The organism is Aurantiacibacter odishensis (assembly GCF_003605195.1).
Taxonomy (GTDB): domain Bacteria; phylum Pseudomonadota; class Alphaproteobacteria; order Sphingomonadales; family Sphingomonadaceae; genus Alteraurantiacibacter; species Alteraurantiacibacter odishensis.
This window is the reverse complement of the sequence record NZ_QYOS01000025.1, coordinates 518,899-543,872: the sequence shown is the minus strand read 5'-3', so window position 1 is coordinate 543,872 and position 24,974 is coordinate 518,899. Positions and strand designations below refer to the sequence as shown.

The 24,974-nt window shown below is 63.0% G+C and carries 24 protein-coding genes and 1 tRNA gene; 12 read left to right on the top strand and 13 right to left on the bottom strand.

Annotated elements, in window-relative coordinates; all coding sequences use genetic code 11:
* Positions 1 to 107: 107 nt before the first annotated feature.
* From ntrX to dusB, 5 genes are read right to left on the bottom strand one after another with little or no spacing between them, the layout of a single operon-like run.
* Positions 108 to 1,493, bottom strand: coding sequence for a nitrogen assimilation response regulator NtrX (ntrX, locus tag D4Q51_RS14570; RefSeq protein ID WP_120078540.1), 1,386 nt, complete (start codon positions 1,491 to 1,493; stop codon positions 108 to 110).
* A 20-nt stretch (positions 1,494 to 1,513) separates the two neighbouring features.
* Positions 1,514 to 3,742 carry a sensor histidine kinase gene (locus D4Q51_RS14565; RefSeq protein ID WP_240624773.1) on the bottom strand — a complete coding sequence of 743 codons (2,229 nt, stop codon included), beginning with the start codon at positions 3,740 to 3,742 and terminating at the stop codon, positions 1,514 to 1,516.
* 57 nt (positions 3,743 to 3,799) lie between these two features.
* Entirely contained in the window at positions 3,800 to 5,206 is a 1,407-nt protein-coding gene (locus tag D4Q51_RS14560) for a sigma-54-dependent transcriptional regulator (RefSeq protein ID WP_120078539.1), read from the bottom strand.
* Positions 5,207 to 5,224: 18 nt separating this feature from the next.
* Entirely contained in the window at positions 5,225 to 6,334 is a 1,110-nt protein-coding gene (locus D4Q51_RS14555; RefSeq protein ID WP_240624771.1) for a two-component system sensor histidine kinase NtrB, read from the bottom strand.
* A complete protein-coding gene (dusB, locus tag D4Q51_RS14550) occupies positions 6,331 to 7,353 on the bottom strand; it encodes a tRNA dihydrouridine synthase DusB (protein ID WP_120078538.1) in 1,023 nt (340 codons plus the stop codon). The genes D4Q51_RS14555 and dusB overlap by 4 nt, the downstream gene beginning before the upstream one ends.
* 73 nt (positions 7,354 to 7,426) lie before the next feature.
* Between dusB and D4Q51_RS14545 the strand changes: the two genes are divergently transcribed.
* Both D4Q51_RS14545 and D4Q51_RS14540 read left to right on the top strand, forming a co-directional pair.
* Positions 7,427 to 8,596, top strand: coding sequence for a bifunctional 2-C-methyl-D-erythritol 4-phosphate cytidylyltransferase/2-C-methyl-D-erythritol 2,4-cyclodiphosphate synthase (locus D4Q51_RS14545; RefSeq protein WP_120078537.1), 1,170 nt, complete (start codon positions 7,427 to 7,429; stop codon positions 8,594 to 8,596).
* A complete protein-coding gene (locus D4Q51_RS14540; protein ID WP_120078536.1) occupies positions 8,593 to 9,090 on the top strand; it encodes a CinA family protein in 498 nt (165 codons plus the stop codon). The genes D4Q51_RS14545 and D4Q51_RS14540 overlap by 4 nt, the downstream gene beginning before the upstream one ends.
* Here the strand turns inward: D4Q51_RS14540 and D4Q51_RS14535 are convergent.
* Both D4Q51_RS14535 and lipA read right to left on the bottom strand, forming a co-directional pair.
* Positions 9,051 to 9,512, bottom strand: a complete 462-nt coding sequence (locus tag D4Q51_RS14535) for a type II toxin-antitoxin system RatA family toxin (protein WP_120078535.1) — start codon at positions 9,510 to 9,512, stop codon at positions 9,051 to 9,053. The genes D4Q51_RS14540 and D4Q51_RS14535 overlap by 40 nt on opposite strands.
* Positions 9,512 to 10,471 carry a lipoyl synthase gene (gene lipA / locus D4Q51_RS14530; RefSeq protein ID WP_120078534.1) on the bottom strand — a complete coding sequence of 320 codons (960 nt, stop codon included), beginning with the start codon at positions 10,469 to 10,471 and terminating at the stop codon, positions 9,512 to 9,514. Before lipA ends, D4Q51_RS14535 begins: the two co-directional genes overlap by 1 nt.
* A 94-nt stretch (positions 10,472 to 10,565) precedes the next feature.
* Here lipA and D4Q51_RS14525 point away from each other — a divergent pair, with 94 nt between their 5' ends.
* A complete protein-coding gene (locus D4Q51_RS14525; protein WP_120078533.1) occupies positions 10,566 to 11,201 on the top strand; it encodes a carbonic anhydrase in 636 nt (211 codons plus the stop codon).
* A 72-nt stretch (positions 11,202 to 11,273) separates the two neighbouring features.
* Here D4Q51_RS14525 and D4Q51_RS14520 read toward each other — a convergent pair whose 3' ends face one another.
* Complete coding sequence (locus tag D4Q51_RS14520) at positions 11,274 to 12,197, bottom strand: OmpA family protein (RefSeq protein ID WP_120078532.1); 924 nt, start codon at positions 12,195 to 12,197, stop codon at positions 11,274 to 11,276.
* 364 nt (positions 12,198 to 12,561) lie between these two features.
* Between D4Q51_RS14520 and D4Q51_RS14515 the strand changes: the two genes are divergently transcribed.
* The 3 genes from D4Q51_RS14515 to D4Q51_RS14505 all read left to right on the top strand — a co-directional run bounded on the left by D4Q51_RS14515 (position 12,562) and on the right by D4Q51_RS14505 (position 15,113).
* Positions 12,562 to 13,275, top strand: a complete 714-nt coding sequence (locus tag D4Q51_RS14515; RefSeq protein WP_120078782.1) for an NYN domain-containing protein — start codon at positions 12,562 to 12,564, stop codon at positions 13,273 to 13,275.
* A 243-nt stretch (positions 13,276 to 13,518) separates the two neighbouring features.
* Positions 13,519 to 14,322, top strand: coding sequence for a DUF1206 domain-containing protein (locus tag D4Q51_RS14510; RefSeq protein WP_120078531.1), 804 nt, complete (start codon positions 13,519 to 13,521; stop codon positions 14,320 to 14,322).
* Positions 14,319 to 15,113, top strand: a complete 795-nt coding sequence (locus D4Q51_RS14505; RefSeq protein WP_240624768.1) for a glutaredoxin family protein — start codon at positions 14,319 to 14,321, stop codon at positions 15,111 to 15,113. Before D4Q51_RS14510 ends, D4Q51_RS14505 begins: the two co-directional genes overlap by 4 nt.
* 3 nt (positions 15,114 to 15,116) lie before the next feature.
* Here the strand turns inward: D4Q51_RS14505 and D4Q51_RS14500 are convergent, their stop codons facing one another.
* Complete coding sequence (locus D4Q51_RS14500; protein ID WP_120078530.1) at positions 15,117 to 15,617, bottom strand: hypothetical protein; 501 nt, start codon at positions 15,615 to 15,617, stop codon at positions 15,117 to 15,119.
* A complete protein-coding gene (gene mutL / locus D4Q51_RS14495; protein WP_120078529.1) occupies positions 15,617 to 17,440 on the bottom strand; it encodes a DNA mismatch repair endonuclease MutL in 1,824 nt (607 codons plus the stop codon). The genes D4Q51_RS14500 and mutL overlap by 1 nt, the downstream gene beginning before the upstream one ends.
* Before the next feature lie 183 nt (positions 17,441 to 17,623).
* On the opposite strand from mutL, the gene D4Q51_RS14490 reads away from it, so the two are divergent.
* The 6 genes from D4Q51_RS14490 to D4Q51_RS14465 all read left to right on the top strand — a co-directional run bounded on the left by D4Q51_RS14490 (position 17,624) and on the right by D4Q51_RS14465 (position 23,504).
* Complete coding sequence (locus D4Q51_RS14490; protein WP_120078528.1) at positions 17,624 to 18,670, top strand: rod shape-determining protein; 1,047 nt, start codon at positions 17,624 to 17,626, stop codon at positions 18,668 to 18,670.
* Between the two features lie 31 nt (positions 18,671 to 18,701).
* Positions 18,702 to 19,625, top strand: a complete 924-nt coding sequence (mreC, locus tag D4Q51_RS14485) for a rod shape-determining protein MreC (protein WP_120078527.1) — start codon at positions 18,702 to 18,704, stop codon at positions 19,623 to 19,625.
* A 101-nt stretch (positions 19,626 to 19,726) separates the two neighbouring features.
* Positions 19,727 to 20,179, top strand: coding sequence for a rod shape-determining protein MreD (gene mreD / locus D4Q51_RS14480; protein ID WP_240624766.1), 453 nt, complete (start codon positions 19,727 to 19,729; stop codon positions 20,177 to 20,179).
* A gap of 3 nt (positions 20,180 to 20,182) precedes the next feature.
* Positions 20,183 to 22,204: a penicillin-binding protein 2 gene (gene mrdA, locus D4Q51_RS14475; RefSeq protein WP_120078525.1), complete on the top strand. Its 2,022-nt coding sequence runs from the start codon at positions 20,183 to 20,185 to the stop codon at positions 22,202 to 22,204.
* Entirely contained in the window at positions 22,201 to 23,319 is a 1,119-nt protein-coding gene (rodA, locus tag D4Q51_RS14470; protein WP_240624764.1) for a rod shape-determining protein RodA, read from the top strand. The genes mrdA and rodA overlap by 4 nt, the downstream gene beginning before the upstream one ends.
* Positions 23,320 to 23,428: 109 nt before the next feature.
* Positions 23,429 to 23,504 (top strand) — tRNA-Lys (locus tag D4Q51_RS14465).
* 89 nt (positions 23,505 to 23,593) lie between these two features.
* Here the strand turns inward: D4Q51_RS14465 and D4Q51_RS14460 are convergent.
* Genes D4Q51_RS14460 through D4Q51_RS14450 form a run of 3 tightly spaced genes read right to left on the bottom strand, consistent with a single transcriptional unit; the run spans position 23,594 to position 24,968 of the window.
* Positions 23,594 to 23,815 (bottom strand): hypothetical protein, encoded by a 222-nt coding sequence (locus D4Q51_RS14460; protein WP_120078523.1) that lies wholly within the window; start codon positions 23,813 to 23,815, stop codon positions 23,594 to 23,596.
* A gap of 24 nt (positions 23,816 to 23,839) precedes the next feature.
* On the bottom strand, positions 23,840 to 24,499 hold the full coding sequence (locus D4Q51_RS14455) for a cytochrome b/b6 domain-containing protein (protein ID WP_120078522.1): 660 nt from the start codon (positions 24,497 to 24,499) through the stop codon (positions 23,840 to 23,842).
* Positions 24,489 to 24,968: a c-type cytochrome gene (locus tag D4Q51_RS14450; RefSeq protein WP_120078521.1), complete on the bottom strand. Its 480-nt coding sequence runs from the start codon at positions 24,966 to 24,968 to the stop codon at positions 24,489 to 24,491. The genes D4Q51_RS14455 and D4Q51_RS14450 overlap by 11 nt, the downstream gene beginning before the upstream one ends.
* Between the last annotated feature and the right edge of the window lie 6 nt (positions 24,969 to 24,974).

The following is a 24,974-nucleotide window of genomic DNA, read 5'->3' as shown; positions in this document are numbered from 1 at the left end:
CAACTGCGGGAATCACCGGCTGCACTTTTGTGCATTGCAGCGTATATGAGCAAAAACTTTCGGGCGGCAAATAGTTCCTGACCTTCCCGAAAGTCCTGGACGCTTTTTTAGTCTTCGTCGCCGTTGCCGTTGCGCTCGTTCATGCCGAGCAGCTTGAGCTTACGATGAAGAGCCGAGCGTTCCATGCCGATAAAGCCAGCAGTCTTGGAGATATTTCCGGAAAAACGCCGGATCTGGATGCGCAGGTATTCCCGCTCGAAACTCTCGCGTGCTTCGCGAAGGGGAACGCCCATCAGCGAGGAAATGCCTCCGGAACCCTCTTCGGAGCCGCCGGTAATTTCGGCCGGCAACATGCCGGGCGTGATGGTCTTGAAATCCTCTCGCGGCGCAAGGATCACCGTGCGCTCGATGACGTTGCGCAACTGGCGCACGTTGCCCGGCCAGTCATAGGCCTGCATGGCAGCCAGTGCTTCGGGTGCGATGGTGGGCGGCTCCAGACCCTGCTCGCGTGCGTAGCGGGTGAAGAAATGATCCGCTAATGCAGGAATGTCGTCGCGGCGCTCCGACAGCGGAGGAATGTCGATCGGCACCACGTTCAAGCGGTAGAACAGGTCCTCGCGGAAGCGCTTTTCCTCGATTTCCGCAAGCAGATCCCGCGCGGTCGAGGAAACCACCCGGACGTCCACCCCAACCTGCCGGTTGCCGCCCACGCGAACGAAACTCTGGTCGGTGAGTACGCGCAGGATGCGTGCCTGCGTACTTTCGGGCATGTCCGCAACCTCATCCAGATAGAGAGTGCCACCATCGGCCATCTCCAGCAAACCAGCCCTCAGCAGCTTGCCGTCGGCCTCCTCGCCGAACAGCTCGTGTTCGAACCGCTCGGCAGTGATCCGCGCGGAATTGACCGTCACGAAGGCCTTGTCGGCGCGCGGGCTCCACGCGTGGAGCAGGCGCGCCGCCACTTCCTTGCCCGCTCCTGCCGGACCGCTCACCAGTACGCGGCTGCCGGTATTGGCCACGCGCTTGAGCGTGGCGCGCACGGCATTGATGGCGCTGGAATTGCCCGTGAACTCGTCGTGTGATGCCATGCCTTCGCGCAGGCGCTCGTTCTCGCGGCGCAGGCGCTCGGTCTCGGTTGCGCGCGAAACGAGGTGGAGCAGCTTCTCGGCCTCGAAGGGCTTCTCGATGAAATCCATTGCCCCGCGGCTCACCGCCGAGACTGCCGTATCGACATTGCCGTGGCCGGAAAAGATGATGACGGGCAGGTTCGGCTCACGCTGCTTGATGGCATCGAGCACTTCGAGCCCGTCCATCGGGCTGCCGTGCAGCCACACGTCCAGCAGCACGAGGCTGGGACGTCGTTCGTCGATCATCCCAAGCGCGCCGTCGCTGTCTCCGGCAGTGCGACATTCGTAACCTTCGTCACTGAGTACGCCAGCGACGAGATCGCGGATGTCGCGTTCGTCATCGACGACGAGGATATCGAGTGCCATTCAGTGCTCTCCTGCAAAAATCATTCAGCCGCTTCGCTGTTTTCATCCAGGTCGCCCGGGTGGATGGCGAAGCGCAATATTGCCTTGGTGCCCCCGTCCGGGAGTGCCGAGAATTCGAGGTCGCCAGCGTGCTCCTCGACGATCTTCTTCACGATCGCGAGACCGAGACCAGTCCCCTTCTCGCGCGTGGTGACATAGGGTTCGATCACGTTCTCCCCGCCTTTCGGCAGGCCGATGCCATTGTCCGTGATGGCGATCTCTATGTGCTCCCCATCCTGTCGCATCGCGACGTTGATGCGTCCGCGCCAGTCGGCCGGGGCGTCGGGGATGCGAGCATCAACCGCCTCGGCAGCGTTCTTCAACACGTTTGTCATGGCCTGGCCGACCTGGTGCCGGTCACACTCTACCGGAGGAATGTCGCGCGCGGCAGAGAATCCATAAGTAATTTCGGGATGCGCGACCTCCTGCAGGAACAGCGCCTGACGTACCAGATCAACCGCATCCTCGCTACGAAACACCGGTTTCGGCAGGCGTGCGAAGCTGGAAAATTCGTCCACCATCTTGCGCAGGTCCCCGACCTGCCGGATGATCGTGCCGGTCAGTTCGTCGAACAGCTCGACATCCTTGTCGATCTGCTTGGAATAACGCCTCTTCAGCCGTTCGGTCGCCAGCTGGATGGGCGTAAGCGGGTTCTTGATCTCGTGCGCGATGCGCCGCGCAACGTCGCTCCACGCGGCCTGACGCTGATCGAGCAGCTGGCGGGTGATGTCTTCGAAAGTTATTACGAAACCGTCGGCATCGGGGGCGAGCTGCACCGCCAACGTCAACAGTTCGCCGCCTCGGCTGATCTGGATGATTTCGCTCATCGAGCCTTCGGTGACCAGCTTGGCCATCTGCGGAGCGACCTCCTCCAACGGCACGTTGACCGGCACTGGCCCTTCCTGACCCAACAGCAGGCGCTGGGCGGAATTGTTCATCAGCTGAATGCGCCCCTGCTCGTCTATAGAGACGATACCGGCGGTGATCGATTGCAGCACGGCTTCGATGAAGGCGCGGCGTTCATCCAGCTGCTGGTTGGCGCCCAGCAGCGCGTCGGTCTGCCGCTCGATCTGGGCGGTCATCCGGTTGAACGCACGATTGAGCAGGCCGATCTCGTCCTGCCCGGTACGGCCGGACACGCGCATGGCGTAATTACCCGCTCCGATCTCCTGCGCCACCTCGGCCAGTTCTGCCAGCGGCTTCACCTGGCGATCGGCAAAGCGCAGCGCGGCCCAGACGGCAAGGGCGACGAGAGCGAGGGATACGCCGAAAAGGGCCAGGTTGAATTGCAGTTGCAGCACCCGCGCGCGCTCGGTCAGGTCGTCGTACGCGCCGGCTACGTTCTGCGCCTGACGATAGAGGCGCGCGGCTTCGGGACGGGCATCGCGGGCAACGTAGATGTAAAGGTCCAGCTCTTCGTCAAGCATGGCAATAGCTTCGGTCCGCTCCGGCGTGGAGGCCACGGTAAAGGACTGCCCGCTGCGCAGCGGTTCGATCGCGTCGTTGGTAATGCGCTGACGCTCCCGATCGTCGTCGGGATCAGCGAGGGCTATCAGGCGGTATTCCCCGTTTTCCGGCAGACGGATGATCGCCGCCTCGCTCAGTTCCCGCGAATAGGTCTGGTACAGGAACTGGTCGATAAACTCATTGCTGGCCACGGGTACGTTTTGCATGACGAAGCGCATGTCGCCCGCCATGGCCACGGCGTTGTTGCCCACCCCTCTCAGGTTCTCGTTGTAATATCCTTCGGCCAGGTTGTTGGCATTCTCGAGGATGCCGCGCGAATCGTCGCTGAACCAGAACTGCACCCCGGACTGGAACAGGATGGAGGCGAAGACGGCGACGAACAGCGTCGGGATGGCCGCGAGCAAGGAGAAGAAGAACACAAGGTTCACATGCAGCCGCGCCGTGGTGCTGCCCGCCCGGCGGATGGCAATGCGCCTGCCCCACAGGACGATCAGGCCAAGCGCGGGAAGGAGTGTTCCCACCAGCAGCGCAGCCGCTTGCCACGAAGGGATCGGCTCTCCGTAGGTGGGGCGCCCTGCAAGGGTGAACCACACCGTCAGCACCATCAGCGCAAGCGCGATGTAGCAAAGGACTTCAAGCCAGAAGAACAGGTTGAGACGACGCGATGCGACTGCTGCGCGGCGGAAGAAGCGTGACCTTCTCGGGGCGCGGTTCGCCGTGTCGGGGTGTGGCGTTTCTGTCACGTTGCAGGCATACAACAACGCTGTTGCTGCTTTGCAAGTTAAAAGCGCCGTTATCCCCTAATTGCGCGAGAAACTCTCCGGATCGATGTCCAGTTCGGAGAGACGCTTGCGCAGCGTGTTGCGGTTTATGCCGAGCAATTGCGAGGCCTTGAGCTGGTTCCCGGCGGTCCTCGCAAGGGCATGACGAAAGAGCGGCCGTTCAAGCTCGGCAAGGGCTTCGTGGTAGAGGTTTCCCTCGCCGAACTGAGTCGCTTGAAGCCAGTTCGTAACCGCATCGCCAATGTTGTCGCCCGCCGATCCGTGTCCATCTGGAGCGGTGTCCAGCAGGGAGACGATCGTCTCTGCGTCGATCACGTCCTCTCGCGAAAGCAGGGCGGCGCGGTAGATCAGGTTCTGCAATTCACGCACGTTGCCGCGCCACGGCTGTTTCATCAGCAATTGCGCGGCATCCTCTCCCAGCGACCGTCTAGGCAGCCCCTCCCCTGCCGCGCGAGAGAGGAAGTGCAGCGCAAGCGGCGCGATGTCGCCCGTACGATCGCGTAGCGGCGGCAGCTTGATCGGCACTACGTTGAGCCGGTAGTACAAGTCCTCGCGAAACTCCCCAGCCGTGATCATCGGCAACAGGTCGCGATTGGTCGCGGCGATGATCCGCACGTTGACGGCAATCTCCTCGCTCCCGCCGACGCGGCGGATGCGGCCCGATTGCAAGGCGCGCAGCAGGCGGGTCTGCGCTTCTGCGGGCATGTCGCCAATTTCGTCGAGGAACAACGTGCCACCCTGCGCCTGCTCGAACTTGCCGATGCTGCGCGCAGTGGCTCCGGTGAAGGCGCCTTTCTCGTGGCCAAACAACTCGCTCTCGATCAGTTCGCGCGGGATCGCGGCGGTGTTGACCGGCACGAACGGCCCCGTCTTGCGCGCGCCAAGTTCGTGGATCGCCTCGGCGACTAGTTCCTTCCCTGTGCCGCTTTCGCCTAGAACCAGCACGGTGAGGTCGTTGTGAAGCACGCGCGTGATCAGGCGATAGACCTCCTGCATCGCCTGGCTGCGCCCGATCAGCGGCAGGCCCTGCCCCGGATCTTCCTCGCCGGAGATCCCGCTCTTGGCGGTCTCGACCGCCTGCCGCGTCGCGCGGACCAGTTCGTCGAGATCGAAGGGCTTGGGAAAATACTCGAACGCCCCGCGATCGGTGGCGCGCACGGCTGTATCCAGCGTGTTCTGCGCTGAAAGAATGATCACCGGCATGTCCGGAAATTCGTCCCGCACGGCGCCCAGCGTCTCGATCCCGTCGCCGTCCAGCAACATGACGTCGGTGAGCATCACGCCATAATCCTGCTTCGACAGGGCCTCGTCTCGACCGGCCACCGTGTCGGTGCTGTCGACTTCGAAGCCCTCGTCCTGCAGCGCGGCACGGATAACCGTGGCGATGGCGTTGTCGTCCTCTACCAGCAGCGCGCGGTGTGCCATGCTATCCCCTCTCGAATTCTAGCGAGCCATCGGCAGGTGGATGCGGAAATGCGTCCAGCCCCCGTCCTCGTCCCGTTCATGGCTGACGCGCCCGTCCATGTCGCGCACCAGTTTCTGCACCAGCGCGAGCCCCAGCCCCTGACCGTTGGTCTTGCTAGAAACGAAGGGCTCGAAGATATCGTCGCGGATCGACGGATCGACGCCCGGACCGTTGTCGCTGATACAAATCTCGATGGGCAGTTTGACCGGACGACCCAGGCGAATCACGTTCATCACCATGCCGCTGACAAAGCGCGTGCGTACCGTCACCTGCGGTGCGACGCTGTCGCTGCAGGCGTCGCAGGCATTGGCCATCAGGTTCACCAGCACCTGCACCAGTGCCCCCTCGTTGCCGAGGACCGGGGGCAGCGAGGGATCGAACTCCTCGCGCCAGGCCACCGTTGCATCTGTCGAAATGCGCACCGTTTCCTGCGCCCGGCGAATGGCCTGGTGCAGGGTGACGGGACCAACGGGCTCGGCCCGCTCCCGCCCTAGGCGTTGCATCCGGTCGATCAACTGGGCGATGCGATCGACTTCGTCGGCGATCAGCCCGGTCAATGCCGTTTCGCTCTCTCCCACTTTCCTTTGCAAGAGCTGCGCTGCCCCGCGAATGGCGGCCAGCGGGTTCTTGATCTCGTGCGCCAGCACGGCCGGGCCGCGCAATTGCCCGCGCCGCTCCTGCTCCTCAAAGCGCTCGCCCTGGCTTGCGTCGGAAAGCGTCGCCATGCGCCAGCCCGGATGGTTGGAGAGCGTGGACATGGTGATGTTCAGCCGCAGGTCGCGCTTGCCGACGGTGACATCCACGCCGCGCGCCACCAGTTGTCGCTCCGTGTCAGCAAGCCGGTCCCGCACACCGCTGTGCACGAAATCGAGAATGTCTAAGAATGACTTTCCACGCATCCGTTTCAGGCTGACGCCCAAGAGGCTTTCGGCTGCGGGATTGACCTCGCGGATGACGTGCTGGGGATCGAGCAGCAACATGCCGAAGCCGAGACCGTTCAACTGTTCGCGCGGGCCCGGTAGCGACGGATTGGCTAGCGGGGTATTAGGCAGCGCCGGATCGGGCTGCGCGGGCGGCTCCGCGCTCACGCGGCGCGGCGCCTCAGGAACGGCTCATAGAACCGCTCGAGTTCGCCCTTCACCTGCGCAGGATCGTCGATGAAGTTCACCTTGTTGCGGAAGTCGGCGCTGCCGTGCATTCCCTTGGTGTACCAGCCCAGGTGCTTGCGCGCGATCTTCACGCCCACGTCCTCGCCGTAATGCTCAAGCATGGCATCGTAGTGCTCGGCGACGGTTTCGTACTGCTCGTCGAATGTCGGGCTCTCCAGCATCTCGCCGGTGCGCCACCAATGCATGACCTGACCCAGCAGCCACGGCCTGCCATAGGCGCCGCGTCCGATCATCAGGCCGTCCGCGCCCGATTGCTCCAGCGCCTGCGCGGCATCCTGGATCGAGCAGATATCCCCGTTGACGATGACGGGGATCGACACCGCGTCCTTCACCTTGCGAATGAAAGACCAGTCTGCGCTGCCCTTGTACATCTGGTTGCGCGTGCGACCGTGGACGGTGATCATCTTCACGCCCAGGTCCTCGGCGATGCGGCTGAGTTCGGGAGCGTTGAGGCTGGCATGGTCCCAGCCCATGCGCATCTTGACCGTCACCGGGACGGAGACAGCCTTTACCGTCGCTTCCATCAGCTTCGTGGCGAGGCCCACCTCGCGCATCAGCGCGGAGCCTGCCAGCTGACCGACGACCTTGCGCACCGGGCAGCCGAAGTTGATATCGATTACTGCTGCGCCATTGTCTTCCTGAAGCTTGGCCGCTTCGCCCATCGATAGGGGGTCACAACCGACGAGCTGCATCGATACCGGTTCCTCGGTCGGGTGCCACTCGGCCTTCTGGATGGACTGGCGCGTTTCGCGGATCGCAGCCTCGCTGGCGATCATCTCGGTCACGTTGAGGCCGGAGCCATAGCGGCGCACCAGCGTGCGGAACGGCAGGTCTGTCACGCCCGTCATCGGCGCGAGCACGACCGGGCATTCGATCCGCACGGGACCGATGTCGATGGGCGTGATCGCCGGGGGCGAAGGGATAGCGTGGGTGCTCATAAGAATTGTGCCTAAAATATAGGCAGGCGCATAGTGGATTGCGAGGACAGTCTCAAGCGGCTAGCGCGCGCCTGTGTCCGAGAGCCTTTCCAGTCCCCCTGACTCCAGCTTTGCGGCAGTAATCGTCGCCGCCGGAAAGGGCATGCGTTCGGGCCAGACCGTGCCCAAGCAATTCGCGCCGTGGAAAGGCAGGCCGGTGCTTGCCCACTCGGTAGCGGCATTGCGCGACGCAGGCTGCGGAATGATCGTGATCGCTGCCCCGTCGGGGATGCACCAGACGGCGCTGGACGCGGCTGGTGTGGAAGAGGGCGTGACCGTGATCGACGGCGGCGAGACGCGCCAGCAGTCGGTCGCGGCGGGGCTGGAAAGGCTTGCCGAGTTCGATTTCGCAAACGTGCTGATCCATGATGCGGCGCGGCCGGACCTGCCGCAATCGGTCGTCACCCGGTTGCTGGAAGCGCTGAAAGACCATCCCGGTGCAATACCAGTGCTGCCTGTGGTGGACTCGATGGTGGTCGCCGATGGCGAACTGATGGCCGCCGACGCCAGGCGGGAGACGCTTCGCCGCGTGCAGACCCCGCAGGCGTTTCGCTTCGCCGAAATCCTTGGCGCTCATCGCAGCTGGCAAGGCGAGGCGACCGCCGGAGACGATGCGCAGGTGCTGCGCGCCGCCGGGGGTGAAGTGGCTCTCGTGAATGGCGACGAGCGGCTGAAGAAACTTACCTATGCGGAGGATTTCGTGTCCGAAACCGGCTTACCCCAACCCGTGCGTGTCGGCATGGGATACGACGTTCACAGGCTCGCGGCGGGTGAGGAGTTGTGGCTCTGCGGCATCCAGATCGATCATGACAAGGGCCTTGCGGGGCATTCCGATGCCGACGTCGGCCTGCACGCCGTGGTCGATGCAATCCTGGGTGCCGTCGCGCAGGGCGATATCGGCCAGCACTTCCCGCCCAGCGATCCCGCGTGGAAAGGCGCGCGCTCGGCGCAATTCGTTGAGCACGCGGTGAAACTGGCACGCGAGGCCGGTTATACGGTCGGAAACGTGGATCTCACCCTCATCTGCGAAGCGCCCAAGATCGGCCCGCACCGCGACGTTATGCGCACAAGGCTCGCGGAACTGCTGGGTGTGGACGTGGGTTCCATCAGCGTGAAGGCCACGACGACCGAGAGACTGGGCTTCACCGGGCGCGGCGAAGGTATTGCGGCGCAGGCCGTGGCAACGATGGTGGCAAAGGCATGAGCGACTTCCTTCTTCCCGACGATATCGTGAACCTCGCCCGCCGCGTGGTGGAGGAGAACGCCGCTGCCGGCCGCAAGATCGCGCTGGCGGAAAGCTGCACCGGCGGCCTCGTCGCCGCCGCCATCACCGAGATACCCGGCAGTTCTGCCGTGCTGGACCGCTCTCTGGTCACCTATTCGAACGAGGCAAAGCAGGCCGAACTGGGCGTAGCGAGCGACATCATCGAGGCTTTCGGAGCCGTTTCCGTCGCCTGCGTCTACGCCATGGCGCGCGGCGCGCTGGAGCGCAGCGATGCGGATGTGGCCGTCGCAATCAGCGGAATCGCAGGCCCCGGCGGCGGGAGCGAAACCAAACCGGTCGGCACCGTTGTCTTCGCACGCTTGGAAAAGGGGCAGGATGAGCCCGAAGCCGAGGACCGGTTGTTCGAGGACACCGGTCGCTCAGGCGTTCGTCGTCAGGCGACGCTTTGTGCGCTGGAGCTGTTGTTGCCGTAAAGCTCGTGGGCGCGCTTTTCGAACGCATCCACCATCTTGCGGAAAGCGCGGTCGATATACTGGCCGGCCAGCGTTTCGAACATGATATTCTTGAAGCTGAAATCGACGCAGAAATCGATCTCGCAGCAGTTCTCTCCGCAATCGCGGAACGTCCAGTTGTTGTCGAGATCGCGCAGCGGCCCATCGACGTAGTGGACATTGATCGAGTTGGGCCGATCCTTCACCACCTTGGACGTGAACTTCTCGCGCAGCGCCTTGAAGCCCACCAGCATGTCGGCAGTCATCTCGGTATCGCTGTCGCGCCTGACGCGCGTCGCCACGACCCAGGGCAGGAACTCCGGGTACTTGTCGACATCGGCGACGAGGTCGAACATCTGCTCTGCCGTATAAGGCAGCCGGTGCGTTTCGCGGATCGAGGGCATCAGGCCCCCTTCCCTTCCTTCGCGCGCTGCTTCGCCAGCTTGGCTTCGCGGGCCGCCTGCATCTGGGCGAAATCGTCGCCCGCATGATAGCTGGAACGCGTCAACGGTGTGGAGGCGACCTGCAGGAAGCCCTTGGCACGCGCGATGGAGCCGAAAGCGTCGAACGCCTTGGGCGTCACGAAATCTTCCACCTTGGCGTGCTTCGGCGTGGGCTGGAGATACTGGCCCATCGTGATGAAATCGACGTCTGCACTGCGCATGTCGTCCATCACCTGATGCACTTCCAGACGCTGCTCACCCAGCCCCAGCATGATGCCGGACTTGGTGAAGATCAGCGGGTTGTGGCTCTTCACCTCTTCCAGCAGTCGCAGCGAGGCATAGTAGCGCGCGCCGGGGCGAATGGTGGGATAGAGGCGTGGCACAGTTTCGAGGTTGTGATTGTAAACGTCTGGCCCGGCTTCACAAATCGCCTCCACCGCCGCACGCATCTTGCCGCGGAAATCGGGGGTCAGGATCTCGATCGTCGTGTTCGGGGTTTCCCTCCGCAGGGCCTGGATGACCTTCACGAACTGGCCGGCGCCGCCGTCTGGCAGGTCGTCACGGTCGACACTGGTGATGACGATATGCTCCAGCCCCATCTTCGCAGCCGCAATGGCGGTGTTCTCCGGCTCCATCGGGTCGACGATGCGGGGCATCCCCGTCTTCACGTTGCAGAAGGCGCAGGCACGGGTGCAGACATCGCCCAGGATCATCACCGTGGCGTGCTTCTTGCTCCAGCATTCACCGATGTTCGGGCACGCTGCCTCTTCGCAAACCGTGTTCAAGTTGAGCTCGCGCATCATCTTGCGCGTCTCGTGATAACCCTTGCTGACAGGGGCCTTCACGCGGATCCAGTCCGGCTTGCGCTGGCGGACCGGGCGATCGTCTTCGGGGGCGGGCGTGGATGAGAGGTCGTTCATTGGGTGCCCACTTAGTGCCCTACCCCGCCGTGGGCAACCCGCATGGTCCTTTGGCCTCTTGCCGAATCCCGAAAATCAAGGCAGCGAAGGAGGCATGAAGACATTCGAAGAAATGATCGACGGCTACGGCCGATTTCGGGAGACCGATTGGCAGCACCAGCGCGAGCGTTGGGAGGAACTGAAAGAGGGCCAGTCACCGCAGGTAATGGTGATCTCTTGCTCCGACAGCCGCGTGGACCCGGCGCAGATTTTCGACGTGGCACCCGGCGAACTGTTTGTCGTTCGTAACGTCGCCGCGCTTGTCCCGCCATTCGAGACGACACCCGGCCGCCACGGCGTCTCAGCCGCGCTGGAATTTGCCGTCCAGTTCCTGAAAGTGAAGGAAGTGGTGGTGATGGGCCACGGCATGTGCGGTGGGTGCAAGGCCGCGCTGACGCAGGACCTGCACGGCAACGATCTTGGCGCAGGCGGCTTCGTCGCCCACTGGATCGACATGCTGGACGAAACGCGCGAGCCCATTGCCGCCAAGCTCGGCACGACAGGCAGAGAGGCGGAGCGGGCGATGGAGCTGGCCGCGGTGAAGGTCAGTCTCGCCAACCTGCGCACCTTCCCGTGCGTGCAGGAGAAGGAATCATCTGGCGAACTGGCCCTGCGCGGTGCCTATTTCGCCATTTCCGATGGCGTGCTGCACCTGCTTGACGAGAAAAGCGGCGATTTCCGGCCCGCATAAAAGCAAAGCATAACAAAAAAACCCCCGCGCCATTGCTGACGCGGGGGTCTTATTTGTCCGAAGCCGGTCGGCTTACATGTTATCGACAGCCTTGCTGACGAGGATGTTCACCGAAACGCGGCGGTTCTGCGCCCGGCCAGCGGCGGTGGTGTTGTCGGCCAGCGGATCGGCCTCGGCCATGCCGGTCGGCGTCAGCATGCGCCAGGGTGCCCAGTCACACTCCTGCTGCAGGTAGTTGACCACGCGGCCCGCGCGGCGCTCGCTCAGCGTCTGGTTGTAGTCGTAGTCACCAACGTCGTCGGTGTAGCCGACAACCAGTAGCAGGGCGTTGTCCATCTCGCCGGCTTCACGCGCGGCGTTGCAGAGATCGCGTTGCGCTGCAGGGGTCAGATTCCACTTGCCGGTATCGAAGTAGACGTTCGCCGTACCGCGCACGTTGTACTGGTCGATATTGGCAACCCGGCCACGCAGGGCTTCGGTGGCAACCGCGTTTTCCTCGATCGCCATTTCGTTCTCGCTAAAGCGCTGGTCGGTCGCGCCGCGGATCATCTCTGCGGTTTCCAAGTCGTCATCCTTGAAGCGGACGCTGCTGGCGACGAGGCCGCCTTCCCACTGCACCGTTTCCACAGTGACGGGCAGGCCGTTGAGCAGGGCTTCGGGGCCGAGTTCCGTGCGGCCGAGGCCAAGGAAGCCGCCACGCGCCCGGATATCGGTGGTGTCGGCCACGAACACGTTGGTGGCAGCGCCGTTCTCGGTCGTCACCGTCAGTTCACGGCCACGACGCTGGGAGATGAAGCCATCGAGTTCGGGACCTTCGGCAAGTCCCGAGAGGTCGCTCGGCAGGGAACCGACGACGTCGATCCGCTCTTCGCGGACCTGGGCATTTGCACTGGCGGATGCAGGGTTGAGTTCCTGGGCGGAAAGGCTGCCAGCGGCTGGCAGGGCCAGGGCAGCAACGAGAGCCATCCCGATCGGCTTTTTCGCGGTGGTAATCATGTCGTACTCCTTCTGTAAGGCAGACCCGTCCAAAGGGGGACACGGCACATGGTAAGAATGCCATCTTGGCCGGGTCAGCCGGAAAACTGCAATAGTCTCCATTGAAATGCGGGCTCGCACGGGGCGAAAACCGCGGGGTTGCGAAATCAGGCGGGCTGACTGTTCAGCTTTCCCTGTCTGGTAAATGAACGCTTTTGAAAGAGGTCGATATGCGGGGGCCATTGGAGATGCCTGTGCGATGAGTTGAGCCCTGGAGGCTTTATCTCCGTCACTTTTTTGCCGCATTCGACTCGCCACGACTTAGACGCAGGGAATCGTCCGAGCGGCCTTGCTTTCGCGCCGCAGCGCAGCCATTTCATCGCCCATGCCTGAAGCAAGCCTCAAGAATATCGCCCTGCTGATCGATGCAGACAATGCCAGTCACCACGGCATCGACCCCGTCCTGACCGTGCTTGCGGAGCTGGGGCAGGTGAACATCCGGAGGGCCTATGGCAACTGGGCCAAGCCCGCGCTTGCCAACTGGAACAAGATCTCGCACCGTTACGGCCTGCAGCCGGTGCAGCAGTTCGACCTGACCAAGGGCAAGAACGCCACCGATATCGCCATGACCATCGATGCCATCGACCTGCTGAATGCCGGCAAGGTGGACGGCTTCGGCATCATGAGCAGCGACAGCGATTTCACGCCGCTAGTCACCCGACTGCGGCAGGACGGGCTGATCGTCTACGGCTTCGGCAGCGACAAGGCACCGAACGCGTTCAAGACGGCGTGTACGCGCTACATCGACGTGGACCAGTTGATCCGCACTTCGGCTGACGAGGACGGCAAGCCCGATAATGGCGAGGCGATCGACACCGAACTCATCGGCTTGTTGGGGGCAGCGTGGAAGGCAGCCAGCCGCGATGACGAGGGCTATGCGCGCCTCCACGAGGTCGGTCAGATCGCGGGCAACCGTTCCAGCTTCGACGTGCGCAATCATGGGTTCAAACGGCTTTCCGACCTGATGCGGGCGGCTAGCGACAATTTCAAGATGGAGCGCCGCGATGACAACCAGCTCTATGTGAAGCGGCTGCGCTAAGGGCCTTCCCTACTCCACCGCAAGTGGGACAGAGGCGCGGCTATGTCGGCCGCATCTGCAACCTCTCCCTACCCTTCCGGAAAGCCATCAAGTCATGGAGTGGAAGGGCTTTTGTCAGCCCCCCAGTTTTTCGGTCCTGGACAGTGTTCCAGGTGTTCCAGGTTCGTCGGCCTCGAAACCCGCTCGGCACAATCTGCGCCCTCGCCCGTTGCTGGGAAAACGGTTCAGAGGAGTGACCCCGCAATGGTCGACAAGTCCGAGAAATTCAACTGGCTGGTAAGGGTAGGCTATTTCAGCCGCGCCATCCTATACGCGGTCGTAGGCATCATCGCCCTCACCAGCGCGCAGAAGATAGCCGATGGCACCAACGGCGTCTTTCGCGCCATCGAGGATTTCCCCGCCGGAACGGCAATCCTCTGGATCATGGTAATCGGCCTTGCGGCCTATGGCCTGTTCCGGCTCTGCTCACCGCTGTTCGACATCGAGAACGAGGGCTCCGATGCCAAGGGCTGGGGCAAGCGCCTTGGCCACCTGGGTAGTGCGGTCGGCCACTTCGCACTCGCTTATTCCGCATACAAGTTCGCCAGCAGCGATGGCGGCGGTTCCAGCGGCGGCGGCGCGCAGGAAGCAGCTTCGGGTGTGCTGTCGGTAGAATTCGGCGGCATCATCCTTGGCCTTCTGGGCATTGCCTTCTTCATCGCTGCGTTCGCGCAGGCGAAGAAAAGCTACACCGGAGAGTTCATGCACCGGATTTCCGGACAGGCCCCTGATCACACCCGCACGATCGGCCGGATCGGTTATGCAGCACGCGCGGTCGTCTTCGTGGTAATCGGCTGGTCGCTGTTCCAAGCCGGCTTCATGTCCGCAGGCAGCGAGCAGGTGAAGACACTGGGTGACGCCGTGGCCAGCCTGGCCGATGACGGTGCGATCTTCACACTCGTGGCCATTGGCCTGATCGCCTTTGGCATCCTTTCACTCATCCTCGCCCGCTACCGGATCATTCCGGAAATGGGCCCCCACGGAAAGGTCCCCAGCTTCCGCGCATGACCGACATGAGTACCAATCCCGATATCCGAGCCAATTCAGGGGCGCGCGGCGAAAAAACAGCGCGCCTCTACCGCATGGTGATGGAAAAGCACGTCTGTCCCTACGGACTGAAGGCGAAGTGGCTACTCGAGAGGAAAGGTTACTCGGTCGAGGATCAATACCTCACCACGCGCGAAGAGACGGATGCCTTCAAGGAGAAGCATGACGTCAAGACGACGCCGCAGGTGTTCATGGGCGGCAAGCGCATTGGCGGATACGACGCCCTTCGCGAATATTTCGGTGAGGAAACGAAGGACGAGGGCGAAACGAGCTACACTCCGGTAATCGCGGTGTTCGCTGTCGGTCTCGGCCTCGCCCTTGCCCTGAGCTGGTGGAGTTTCGGTACTCCGCTGACGATCCGCGCGGCCGAATGGTTCGTCGCTTTCTCGATGGCCATGCTGGCGATGCTGAAACTGCAGGACGTGGAGCAGTTCTCCACGATGTTCCTCGGCTATGACCTGCTCGCGAAAAGGTGGGTGCCCTACGCCTACCTCTACCCATTTCTGGAAGCAGGTGCCGCGATACTGATGGCCGGGCGACTGTTGCCCTGGATTTCGATACCCGTCGCGCTGTTCATCGGCACGATCGGTGCAGCAAGCGTGTTCTATGCAGTCTATATCCAGAAGCGCGACATCAAGTGCGCCTGCGTTGGCGGCAGTGGCAACGTCCCTCTCGGGTTTGTATCGCTAACGGAAAACCTCGCCATGATCGGTATGGGTATCTGGATGCTGGTGCGGCCGGCGCTTGTGTAAACGTCAGGCGCCGCAGCTTACAGCGCCGGTGCCCTGATAGATCACCCGGTCCCACCGGTCTCGCAGCCAGACCGTGCCTTCGAGAAAGGGCGTATCCGTTTCGGCATCAGCCTCCTTGTCGACAACGTTGAGCCGCAGCGAATATTCGCGACCATTGTAAAGCGAGCGGCTCTTGGCCGGCAATTCGCGCGATCCGGGGTCGGCAGCGAAGCGGATCACGTCACCGTCGACCTTGACGAAAGCGTCGGCCTCTCGGGCGATGACCCTCGCGCCCATGCTTGTCCCCGGCGCGTAGGAACAGGCAAGCCCAAACAGGTCATGCGCTTCCATGTCGGGATAGAGGATCGGTTCCGGCACGACCTGCACGAGAGGCGGCGCGGCTTCGTTGGCCTCGCGCACCCGCTCCACGACTTCGCGATCCTGCTCGGCGCGCTCGGCTTCACTCAGCTCGTCGCCGCAAGAAGCCAAGGTTGCGGCGAGGCACACGATCAAGGGCAAGCGCATCAATGCCTCCCGAAGAGTTTTTCGACGTCGTCCATCGACAGTTTCACCCATGTTGGACGACCATGGTTGCACTGCCCTGAACGCGGGGTGGCTTCCATCTCGCGCAGGAGGGCATTCATCTCGGCAACGTTCAAGGTCCGCCCTGCCCTCACCGATCCGTGACAGGCCATTGTCGCCAGGACATGCTCGATTTTCTCGCCCAGCAGAAGGGAGGAACCGTGCTTCGCCAAGTCATCCGCCAGATCGTAGAGCAGCTTCTCAGGGTCAGCTTTCCTCAGAGTGCCGGGCAGAGCTCGCACCAGCATGGCACCGGGGCCGAAACGTTCGATCACGAGGCCAAGGGAGGCGAAATGGTCGATCTGTTCCTCAAGGCGGTCGCAGGCGGGTTCGTCCATCTCCACCACTTCGGGCATCAGCAGCGCCTGACTCGCAGCAACCTTGTCGCTGGCCCCGGCGGCGCGGAGGCGTTCGAGAACGATCCTCTCGTGCGCCGCGTGCTGGTCCACCAGCACCAGCCCGTCGGCGGCTTCTGCGACAATATAGGTGTTCGCCACCTGCCCGCGCGCAATGCCGAGCGGGTACTGCTCCGCGTTCTCGGGCAATCTCTCGGCTTCCTCGGCCCTGCCCTGCGGCGCGGCCATCACCCTCGTGTCGCCTGCCCATTCCATCCGCTGTTCCGAGACGTGGGACACGGAAGGGGCGGGAGCGGACCAGTCCCGACCGGCGAAGATCGAACGAAGCGCGGGCGCAGGTTCGTCGCGGAGCGGCTCCTGCTGCCAGCGGCTCATTGCCCCTGAATCGGGGCTTTGCGCCGAACGCCTGTCCCCGGTCGACAAGGCCTGCCGCAATCCGGAGACAATGAAGCCGCGAACGGCGGCGGCATCGCGGAAGCGCACCTCGGTCTTGGCGGGGTGTACGTTCACATCCACATCGGCGAAAGGAATGCTGAGGAACAGCGCCAGCACTGCGTGGCGATCACGTGCCAGCATGTCGGCATAGGCGCCGCGCACCGCGCCGGTAAGCAACCGATCCTTTACGGGCCGACCGTTGACGAACAGATACTGGTGATCGGCAATGCCGCGGTTGTAAGTCGGCAGTCCGGCGACGCCTGTCAGCCGCATGACTCCGTCATCGCCGCTCGGCCGCTCAAGGTCGATGGAAACGCCGTTGTCCGCCAGTTCGCGCGCCACGATCTGCGCCACGCGCGCCTCGGTGCCCTCCCCGCCCTGCACCTGGAATATGCGCCTGCCGCCGTGCTCGAAAGTGAACCCGATGTCGGGCCGGGCCATGGCAAGTCGCTTCACCACGTCCTGGCAGGCGGCGTACTCGCTGCGCGGCGTGCGCAGGAACTTGCGGCGTGCAGGGATCTTGGCGAACAGGTTCTCCACCCGGACGCGTGTTCCCGGCGGCAACGCGGCAGGTCCTTCCTCCGCCAGCGCGCCGTGATCGACCACGCGTTTCCAACCCTGTTCTGCACCGCGAACGCGGCTTTCCAGCGTCAGGCGCGACACGCTGCCGATGGAAGGCAGCGCCTCTCCGCGGAATCCGAGCGTTCCGACTTGTTCGATAGCTTCGTTCGGTAGCTTGGAAGTCGCATGGCGTTCCAGCGCCAGCGCCATTTCCTCAGGCGACATGCCGCAGCCGTCATCGGTGATCTCGATGGAATCGAGGCCGCCCTCGACAATCGACACGGCGATCCGGCCGGCCCCTGCGTCGATCGCGTTCTCGACCAGTTCCTTCAATGCGGAAGCCGGACGCTCCACCACCTCGCCGGCAGCGATGCGATTGACCAGGGTCTCGGGAAGGCGGCGAATTTCCGGCATCGGGCTATCCTATCGGCCAGTTGCCGCATTTTCGAGGCAAACCGGGGCAAAACTGCGTCTTTGTCGACAAATTTTTTGGCCTTTGCTGCAATCAGGCGTTAAAGACCCGCCAATTCCTGAACACCTGTGGCGGATGTGCGGAGTCTCTCCGCCACCAAGCTTTCCTAAGATACGGATTTCTCGATGAGTTCTTTCTTCTCCAATTTCTTCAAGTTCGGCTCCCAGAACATGGCCATTGACCTCGGCACGGCCAACACGCTGGTGTATGTGCAGGATCGCGGGATCGTCCTGAATGAACCCTCGGTCGTCGCCATCGAGACGCTGAACGGCGTGAAGCGGGTGAAGGCCGTGGGCGAAGATGCGAAGATGATGATGGGCAAGACGCCCGACACCATCGAGGCGATCCGTCCCCTGCGCGACGGCGTGATCGCCGACATCGAAATCGCCGAGGAGATGATCAAGCACTTCATCCGCAAGGTGCACAACAAGCGTACGCTGCTGCGCTATCCCGAGATCGTGATCTGCGTGCCGTCGGGCTCGACCTCTGTCGAACGCCGCGCCATTCGCGATGCCGCCAGCAATGCCGGCGCGTCCGAAGTTTTCCTGATCCTCGAACCGATGGCAGCCGCCATCGGCGCGGACATGCCGGTGACCGAGCCGGTCGGCTCCATGGTGGTCGATATCGGCGGCGGCACGACCGAGGTCGCCGTCCTGTCGCTGCGCGGCCTTGCCTACACCACTTCGGTACGCACCGGGGGTGACAAGATGGACGAAGCTATCGTTTCCTACGTCCGCCGCCACCACAACCTGCTGATCGGCGATGCCACGGCGGAGCGGATCAAGAAGGAATACGGCTGTGCCACCGTGCCGGAAGATGGCGTTGGCGAGAGCATCATCATCAAGGGTCGTGACCTGGTGAACGGTGTTCCCAAGGAAATCACCATCAACCAGGCGCACATCGCAGAAGCACTTTCCGAACCGATCGGCGCGATCGTGGAAGGCGTGCGCATCGCGCTCGAAAACACGGCACCCGAACTCGCCGCAGATATCGTCGACCAGGGCATCGTGCTCACCGGCGGCGGCGCCTTGATCCAGGGCCTTGACGATCACATCAAGGAAGAAACCGGCCTGCCCGTCAGCATCGCAGAAGATCCCCTTACCTGCGTTGCCATCGGCACCGGCAAGGCCATGGAAGACCCGATCTATCGCGGCGTGTTGATGACCGCGTAATCGACGCAAGTTACTGGAGGTATCGGCGGTTATGGCGCCGCCATCGGCTAAGAGAGCAGGATCGAACAAGAAGGCGCAGCTGGGGCTGTTCGCCGGGTATCTTGCTGCCGGTCTTGGTGCCACGCTGGGTGCCTTGCTGCTCGCGATATCGCTTTGGCGCCCCGGGACGTTCAACGGCTTGCGCTCCATGGCGAGCGATGCCGCGGCACCCGTGGGCGAAGTCGGCGCGGCCGGCCGCGTGGGTTCGCGCAACTTCTTCGAAGCTATTGCCGGATACTATGACGCTGGCAGCAAGAATGCCGAGCTGGAGGAAGAAATCCGCATCGCCCGTGTGCGACTGGCGGAAGCCCGCGCGCTGGAGCAGGAAAACCAGCGACTGCGTGCCGTGCTGGAACTGGCCGAGGGCGACGTGGAGCCTGTTACAACCGCGCGGCTGATCGGCTCGACCTCCAGCAGCGCGCGGCGCTTCGCCTACCTGTCCGCAGGCAGGCGTGATGGTGTCGAGCCGGGAATGCCGGTCACTTCCCCGCTGGGCCTTGTCGGCCGCGTGCTGGAAGTGGGCGCCAACACCTCGCGCGTCCTGCTGCTGACGGACACCGATAGCGTCGTTCCCGTTCGCCGCGCGACCGACAACGTCGTGGCCTTTGCAGAAGGCCGCGCCGACGGCTCCCTGCGCATTCGCCTTATCAACCTCGGCATCAATCCGCTTGAGGAAGGCGACATCTTCGTGACTTCGGGCGCGGGCGGCCTGTTCCATCCGGGTACTGCCGTCGCCATGGTGACCGAAGTGACCGACGACGGGGCCATCGGCCAGTTGCTGAGCAATCCCGCCGCGACCGATGTCGTGATCGTCAAGCCGATCTGGCAGGGTGACGTGGTAAGGGACATGGAACTCCCGCTCGATTCCGAGCTCGAGGCCGGGCCTGAGTCCGCGTCAGGGCAGGCTGGAGAGTAATGGAGCGGCTTGCCCCCAACGCGCGGCGCGACGCCTACGGCAGCAAGATCAATCGCGACCATTCGCCGGTTCTCGCTTACGGATTGCCCTGGCTCACCATCATGCTCGGCTCCCTCACGCCGTTGCTGCCCGTTATTGCCCCTGCTCCGATCCTGCCGCCACTTGGTTATCTGCTGTTGCTCGCCTGGCGCATGTTGCGCCCCGGCCTCTTGCCGATGTGGGCGGGTCTGCCGCTCGGCCTGTTCAATGACCTTTATTCCGGCCAGCCAGTCGGCAGCGGGATACTGCTGTTTTCTGTAACGATGATCGCGCTGGAGCTGCTGGAAATCCGTTTCCCCTGGCGCAGTTTCTGGCAGGACTGGCTGGTCGCGGCCCTGTTCGTTCCCGTCTTCCTGCTCTTCAGCGCATTGTTTTCAGGCGCTTCCATCGGCTTTCGGCAACTTGCCCTGCTGATGCCGCAGCTCTTGCTCTCTGTCATTGCCTTTCCCATTGTAGCAAAGATGGTTTCCCTTCTAGACAGAGTGCGATTGACGCGTGTGAGGCGCATCGGCTGAGCCATGGACCGCAAACTCACGTCGAATTCCCTCAAGCAGACTTTTGACAGGCGCAGTTTCGTTGTTGGCTCGATCCAGGGCGGCATCGGGCTGCTGCTGGCTGCGCGCATGGGTTACATCGCCGTTGCCGAGAACGAGAAATACGAGATGGAGGCGGAGAGCAATCGGGTGAACCTCACCCTGATCCCGCCCCGCCGTGGCTGGATTCTCGATCGCAACGGCTCTCCCCTCGCGTCCAACCGCGCGGATTTCCGAGTCGACATCATTCCCGAAAGGCTCGAAGATCCCGATGCCACCGTGGAGATGCTGGCAGAACTGCTGGACTTCACCGAGCCGGAGAAGGCAGACCTTCGCGACCGGCTGGATGAATCGCGTGGTTTCGCCGCCGTGCCGGTCGCGAACGGGCTGGATTACGAGAAATTCGCCGCCGTCAGCGTTCGCATTCCCGAGCTTCCGGGCGTCATACCCCAACGCGGCTATTCGCGCTTCTATCCTACCGGCGCATCGGTAGGGCACCTACTTGGCTATGTGGGCGCGCCCAGCCGCGAGGAATACGACGCCGACCCGCAGCCGCTGCTGCTCACTCCCGGGTTCAAGCTGGGCAAGGACGGGATCGAGCAGCAGTTCGAGCAGGAATTGCGCGGCGAACCCGGCGCACGCCGCGTGGAAGTCACCGCCTCCGGCCGCATCGTGCGCGATCTGGAAACGCGCGAGGATGTGCAGGGCAACGCCGTTCATTTGACGATCGACGGCCCGCTACAGGATTATGCGGCGCGTCGCCTCGGGCTGGAATCCGGCTCCGTCGTCGTGATGGATTGCCTGACCGGCGAACTGCTGTGCATGGCCTCCATGCCCAGCTTCGATCCCAACAGCTTTTCCGACGGTATCGGCCGCGTCGAATTTGCCATGCTGCAAGGCAACGACCGCGTGCCCTTGCGCAACAAGACACTGAAGGGTCTCTACCCGCCCGGCTCCACGGTAAAGCCCATGCACTCCATGGCCTTCATGCACGAAGGGGTCGATCCTTCCGAAACGATCTCCTGCGGCGGCGGGCGACGCATCGGCAACCGCTTCTTCAATTGCTGGAGCAATCACGGCACGGTGGATATGGCCAAGGCCATCTACCAGAGCTGTGACAGCTACTACTACCACTTTGCCCAGCAGGTGGGCTTCGACAAGGTCGCCGCCTATGCGCGGCAATTCGGCCTTGGCCAGCAATTCGACCTGCCGGTGGCCAGCCAGTTCTACGGAACCGTGCCGGACCCTGCCTGGAAGCTGGAGAAGTACGGCCGCGAGTGGCAGCCCTACGACACCGTCAACGCGTCCATCGGCCAGGGCTACTACCTGACGAGCCCCCTGCAACTCGCAGTAATGACCGCACGCATCGCCACGGGCATGAGCGTAAATCCGTCGCTGATCAAATCGGCGACGGCCCCGCAGTTCGCCTCCATGAACTATCGCCGGGACGAGATAGAATACGTGCGCCAGGCAATGAGCGACGTGGTCAACGGGCCAGGCACCGCGGGCCGCGCGCGCCTGCCGCTGGAGAACATCCTGCTGGCAGGCAAGACCGGTACGGCGCAGGTGGTGAGCCTGAGTGTGTCGGACGGTCGCTCAGGCCCTTGGAAATACCGCGACCACGGCCTGTTCGTGTTCTTCGCGCCCTTCGACAACCCGCGCTACGCGGGCGCTGTCGTGATCGAACACGGCGGCGGCTCGGGCGCGGCCTATCCCGTTGCCCGCGACGTGATGACCTTCCTGCTCGACCCACAGAAGGGCCTCGACGCTCTCCATGCTCTAGAGGAGCAATGGGGCGGGACGGCCCAGCAGCGGCTCGACGCGCAGTACCAGGCCTATGCCTCGGCCGCCGGGGTCGATCTGCCGCCCGCCCCTCCCCCTGTCACTCTGGCAGAGCAGGTGGATGCCGAGGCGCGCGCGGCCTATTCTGGCCCGGAAGAGGCGGACAGCACGGTGTTCGCGCCGCGAGAGGAAGCGAATCCCCGCTCCGAGGAGTCCTCGACATGAGAGGCGAGATGAGCCTGCCCGCACCCATCGCGGAATTCCCCTGGCGCGTCGTCATCCCGCTCACCCTGCTCGTCGCGTTTGGTGCAGCCGTGCTGCATTCGGCGGGGGGCGGCTCCTTCAGCCCCTATGCCGACTCGCACCTTATCCGGTTCGGTGTCTTTCTGGTCATGGCCCTGGTCATGTCCTATTTTCCGGAGGACTGGGCTAGGCTCGCAGCCGTACCGGTCTACGTTGTCGTGCTCTTGCTGCTGGTAGCGGTGGAAGCGGTGGGACAACTGGGCGGTGGCAGCCAGCGATGGCTCGAGCTGGGCTTCATGCGCCTCCAGCCGTCGGAGCTGATGAAGCCCGGCATTGTCCTGATCCTGGCTGCATTCTTCCATTCCATGCCGGTCGGCATGATCGGAAGCTGGCGTGCCCTTCTCGTACCCGCAGGCATCATCGTGGTGCCGATGGGACTCGTCCTGCTGCAACCCGACCTCGGTACGTCGCTCGCGATCGCATTCGGCGGCGTGGTGGTGATGTTCCTCGCGGGGATACCACAGAAATGGTTCATCGGCGGGGGTATCGCAGCGCTCTTCCTGATCCCGCTGGCCTATTTCTTTGGATTGCAGCCTTACCAGCAACAGCGCGTTCTGACCTTCCTCGATCCGGCCAGCGATCCGCAGGGCAGCGGCTACCACATCATCCAGTCGAAGATTGCCATCGGGTCGGGAGGCCTGTTCGGCAAGGGCTTCGGCGAAGGCTCCCAGAGCCAGCTCGACTACCTGCCTGAGCCCCACACCGATTTCGTCTTCGCCACAATGGCGGAGGAATGGGGGCTGATCGGCGGTCTGTTCGTCCTGCTGGTGTTCGGTATCGTCCTGCGCTGGGGCCTGATCACAGCGCGCGAGGCTACGACGCGCTTCTCCAGGCTGCTGGCAGGCGGGATGACGGCGACGATCTTCTTTTACGTCGCGGTCAACCTGATGATGGTGATGGGCCTCGCTCCCGTGGTCGGGATTCCGCTACCCTTCATGAGCCATGGCGGCTCTTCGATGATGACGAACATGATCTGCGTGGGGGCGCTGATGATGGTCGAGCGGTGGAACCGACACTCCACGTCGTCGGGTTTGTGAAACAGGCCCTTTACACGCCCGCAACAATCGCTATTTGAGCGCCTCCCCCGCCGACTCGCGGATGCGAATCAGCCGAGGCGAACTAGGGGACTATCGGCAACGCCGGTATGGACGCATAGCTCAGTTGGTAGAGCAGCTGACTCTTAATCAGCGGGTCCTAGGTTCGAGCCCTAGTGCGTCCACCACCCCCCTTATTGTCCAAGACGCTATTCAGGGCGACTTCGGGGACGCGACCCGTAAGTGTTTCCCTCACCATAGATCGGCAAAGCATCGCTCATGGCCTGCGCCAGAAGATCCTGATTAACGCCGACGCCACGATGGCAAACAGCAGCGAGTAGCCAACTTTCTCGAAGCTGTTATCGTAGAAGTCCGTCGGTCGATCGAACCAGCCCGCCATTTCCGGATTGTTTGCGGCGTAGACCATGAATGCCGCGATCCCGAGCAACAGCGCGAACATGATCGGACCCAGCGGCCCATTAACGTTGCCCTTGGCCATCGTATGCCTCCCAAAAGGCCAAAGTCAGTCTGCGACGAACCAGATCCAGATCGGAACGGCGGCTGCGACGGCGAAGCACACCACTGCTCGCATCAGCGAAGCGCTCTCGATGCCGCCGGTTTCTGCCTGCCCTTCACGCTTTCCCGTCACCATCGGCGTCACGAGGTTCTCATGCTTCACGAGGAGATAGTAGAGTATCGCAGCGATGTGCAATGCAATGAGGCTTAAGAGCACGTTGAAGCCGATCTCGTGCCAGTCCGTCATCCAGCCTGCCGTCATCGCGCCGACGATGTGATTGAGTGGCCCTGTTGCGCCGTCATAGGGATCGCCCGAAAACAGTCCCAGACCGACTTGCGCCAGCATCACCCCCAGCAGCACCAGAACGCTCCACCCGCCAGCCGGGTTGTGGCCGATTCCTGCTGCCCCCTCGCGCCTGTTGCCAGTCAGGTAGGATATAACGGCACCCGGCCCTTTCACGAAGGACCCGAAACGAGCGGTCGAACTGCCGAAGAAACCCCACAGGATGCGGAACAGCAGCAGCGCCAGCAGCACGGTGCCAAGGCGCATGTGCCACGTCATCTCGCCGTTTTCGGCCGTCCACCACATGGCAGGGATGATCAGGACGATCGTCCAGTGGAACAACCGTATCCAGCCGTCCCACACCTTCACGGTATCACTCGTCATCGAGGCGGAAGGTGTCGTGGCAATTCTTGCAGGCGCCTCCGAGTTCGGGAACACCCTCGGCCACGGCCGCGGCGTCGCCGGCATCGGCCGTTTCGAGGAAAGCCGCGCTGGCCGAGACGAGACGTTCGTGCGCGGCGGCAAACTCTTCCGGGCGTTCCCAGATCGTTGCCAGCGCCTCACTGTCGTAACCATCGTCCATACCGGTGCCCGGCGGGAAGTGTCCTTCGATATTCATGGCATTGGCATTGATGATTTCCGCGTTGGCGGAGATCACCGCCATGTCCGGCGCATCGTTTTCCAGTTCGCCGCGGATCACGCGAAAGGCATCCCCGATTTCCTCGAAATTATCCTGCCGTTCGCCGATCACGGCGGGCTCGGGCGTATCGCTGGACGCTGTCTCCCCGTTCGAACCGCAAGCTGTCAGAGCGATCAGGACAGCCATTGCCAGTCCGGTATTGCGAAGTGCCATCGATGT

Excerpts from the sequence above, each read along its gene's own strand:
- ntrX (WP_120078540.1), bottom strand. The coding sequence starts at position 1,493 with ATGGCACTCGATATCCTCGTCGTCGATGACGAACGCGACATCCGCGAT.
- D4Q51_RS14560 (WP_120078539.1), bottom strand. The coding sequence starts at position 5,206 with ATGGCACACCGCGCGCTGCTGGTAGAGGACGACAACGCCATCGCCACG.
- dusB (WP_120078538.1), bottom strand. The coding sequence starts at position 7,353 with ATGAGCACCCACGCTATCCCTTCGCCCCCGGCGATCACGCCCATCGAC.
- D4Q51_RS14540 (WP_120078536.1), top strand. The coding sequence starts at position 8,593 with ATGAGCGACTTCCTTCTTCCCGACGATATCGTGAACCTCGCCCGCCGC.
- D4Q51_RS14535 (WP_120078535.1), bottom strand. The coding sequence starts at position 9,512 with ATGCCCTCGATCCGCGAAACGCACCGGCTGCCTTATACGGCAGAGCAG.
- lipA (WP_120078534.1), bottom strand. The coding sequence starts at position 10,471 with ATGAACGACCTCTCATCCACGCCCGCCCCCGAAGACGATCGCCCGGTC.
- D4Q51_RS14525 (WP_120078533.1), top strand. The coding sequence starts at position 10,566 with ATGAAGACATTCGAAGAAATGATCGACGGCTACGGCCGATTTCGGGAG.
- D4Q51_RS14520 (WP_120078532.1), bottom strand. The coding sequence starts at position 12,197 with ATGATTACCACCGCGAAAAAGCCGATCGGGATGGCTCTCGTTGCTGCC.
- D4Q51_RS14515 (WP_120078782.1), top strand. The coding sequence starts at position 12,562 with ATGCCTGAAGCAAGCCTCAAGAATATCGCCCTGCTGATCGATGCAGAC.
- D4Q51_RS14510 (WP_120078531.1), top strand. The coding sequence starts at position 13,519 with ATGGTCGACAAGTCCGAGAAATTCAACTGGCTGGTAAGGGTAGGCTAT.
- D4Q51_RS14505 (WP_240624768.1), top strand. The coding sequence starts at position 14,319 with ATGACCGACATGAGTACCAATCCCGATATCCGAGCCAATTCAGGGGCG.
- D4Q51_RS14500 (WP_120078530.1), bottom strand. The coding sequence starts at position 15,617 with ATGCGCTTGCCCTTGATCGTGTGCCTCGCCGCAACCTTGGCTTCTTGC.
- mutL (WP_120078529.1), bottom strand. The coding sequence starts at position 17,440 with ATGCCGGAAATTCGCCGCCTTCCCGAGACCCTGGTCAATCGCATCGCT.
- D4Q51_RS14490 (WP_120078528.1), top strand. The coding sequence starts at position 17,624 with ATGAGTTCTTTCTTCTCCAATTTCTTCAAGTTCGGCTCCCAGAACATG.
- mreC (WP_120078527.1), top strand. The coding sequence starts at position 18,702 with ATGGCGCCGCCATCGGCTAAGAGAGCAGGATCGAACAAGAAGGCGCAG.
- mreD (WP_240624766.1), top strand. The coding sequence starts at position 19,727 with ATGCTCGGCTCCCTCACGCCGTTGCTGCCCGTTATTGCCCCTGCTCCG.
- mrdA (WP_120078525.1), top strand. The coding sequence starts at position 20,183 with ATGGACCGCAAACTCACGTCGAATTCCCTCAAGCAGACTTTTGACAGG.
- rodA (WP_240624764.1), top strand. The coding sequence starts at position 22,201 with ATGAGAGGCGAGATGAGCCTGCCCGCACCCATCGCGGAATTCCCCTGG.
- D4Q51_RS14460 (WP_120078523.1), bottom strand. The coding sequence starts at position 23,815 with ATGGCCAAGGGCAACGTTAATGGGCCGCTGGGTCCGATCATGTTCGCG.
- D4Q51_RS14455 (WP_120078522.1), bottom strand. The coding sequence starts at position 24,499 with ATGACGAGTGATACCGTGAAGGTGTGGGACGGCTGGATACGGTTGTTC.
- D4Q51_RS14450 (WP_120078521.1), bottom strand. The coding sequence starts at position 24,968 with ATGGCACTTCGCAATACCGGACTGGCAATGGCTGTCCTGATCGCTCTG.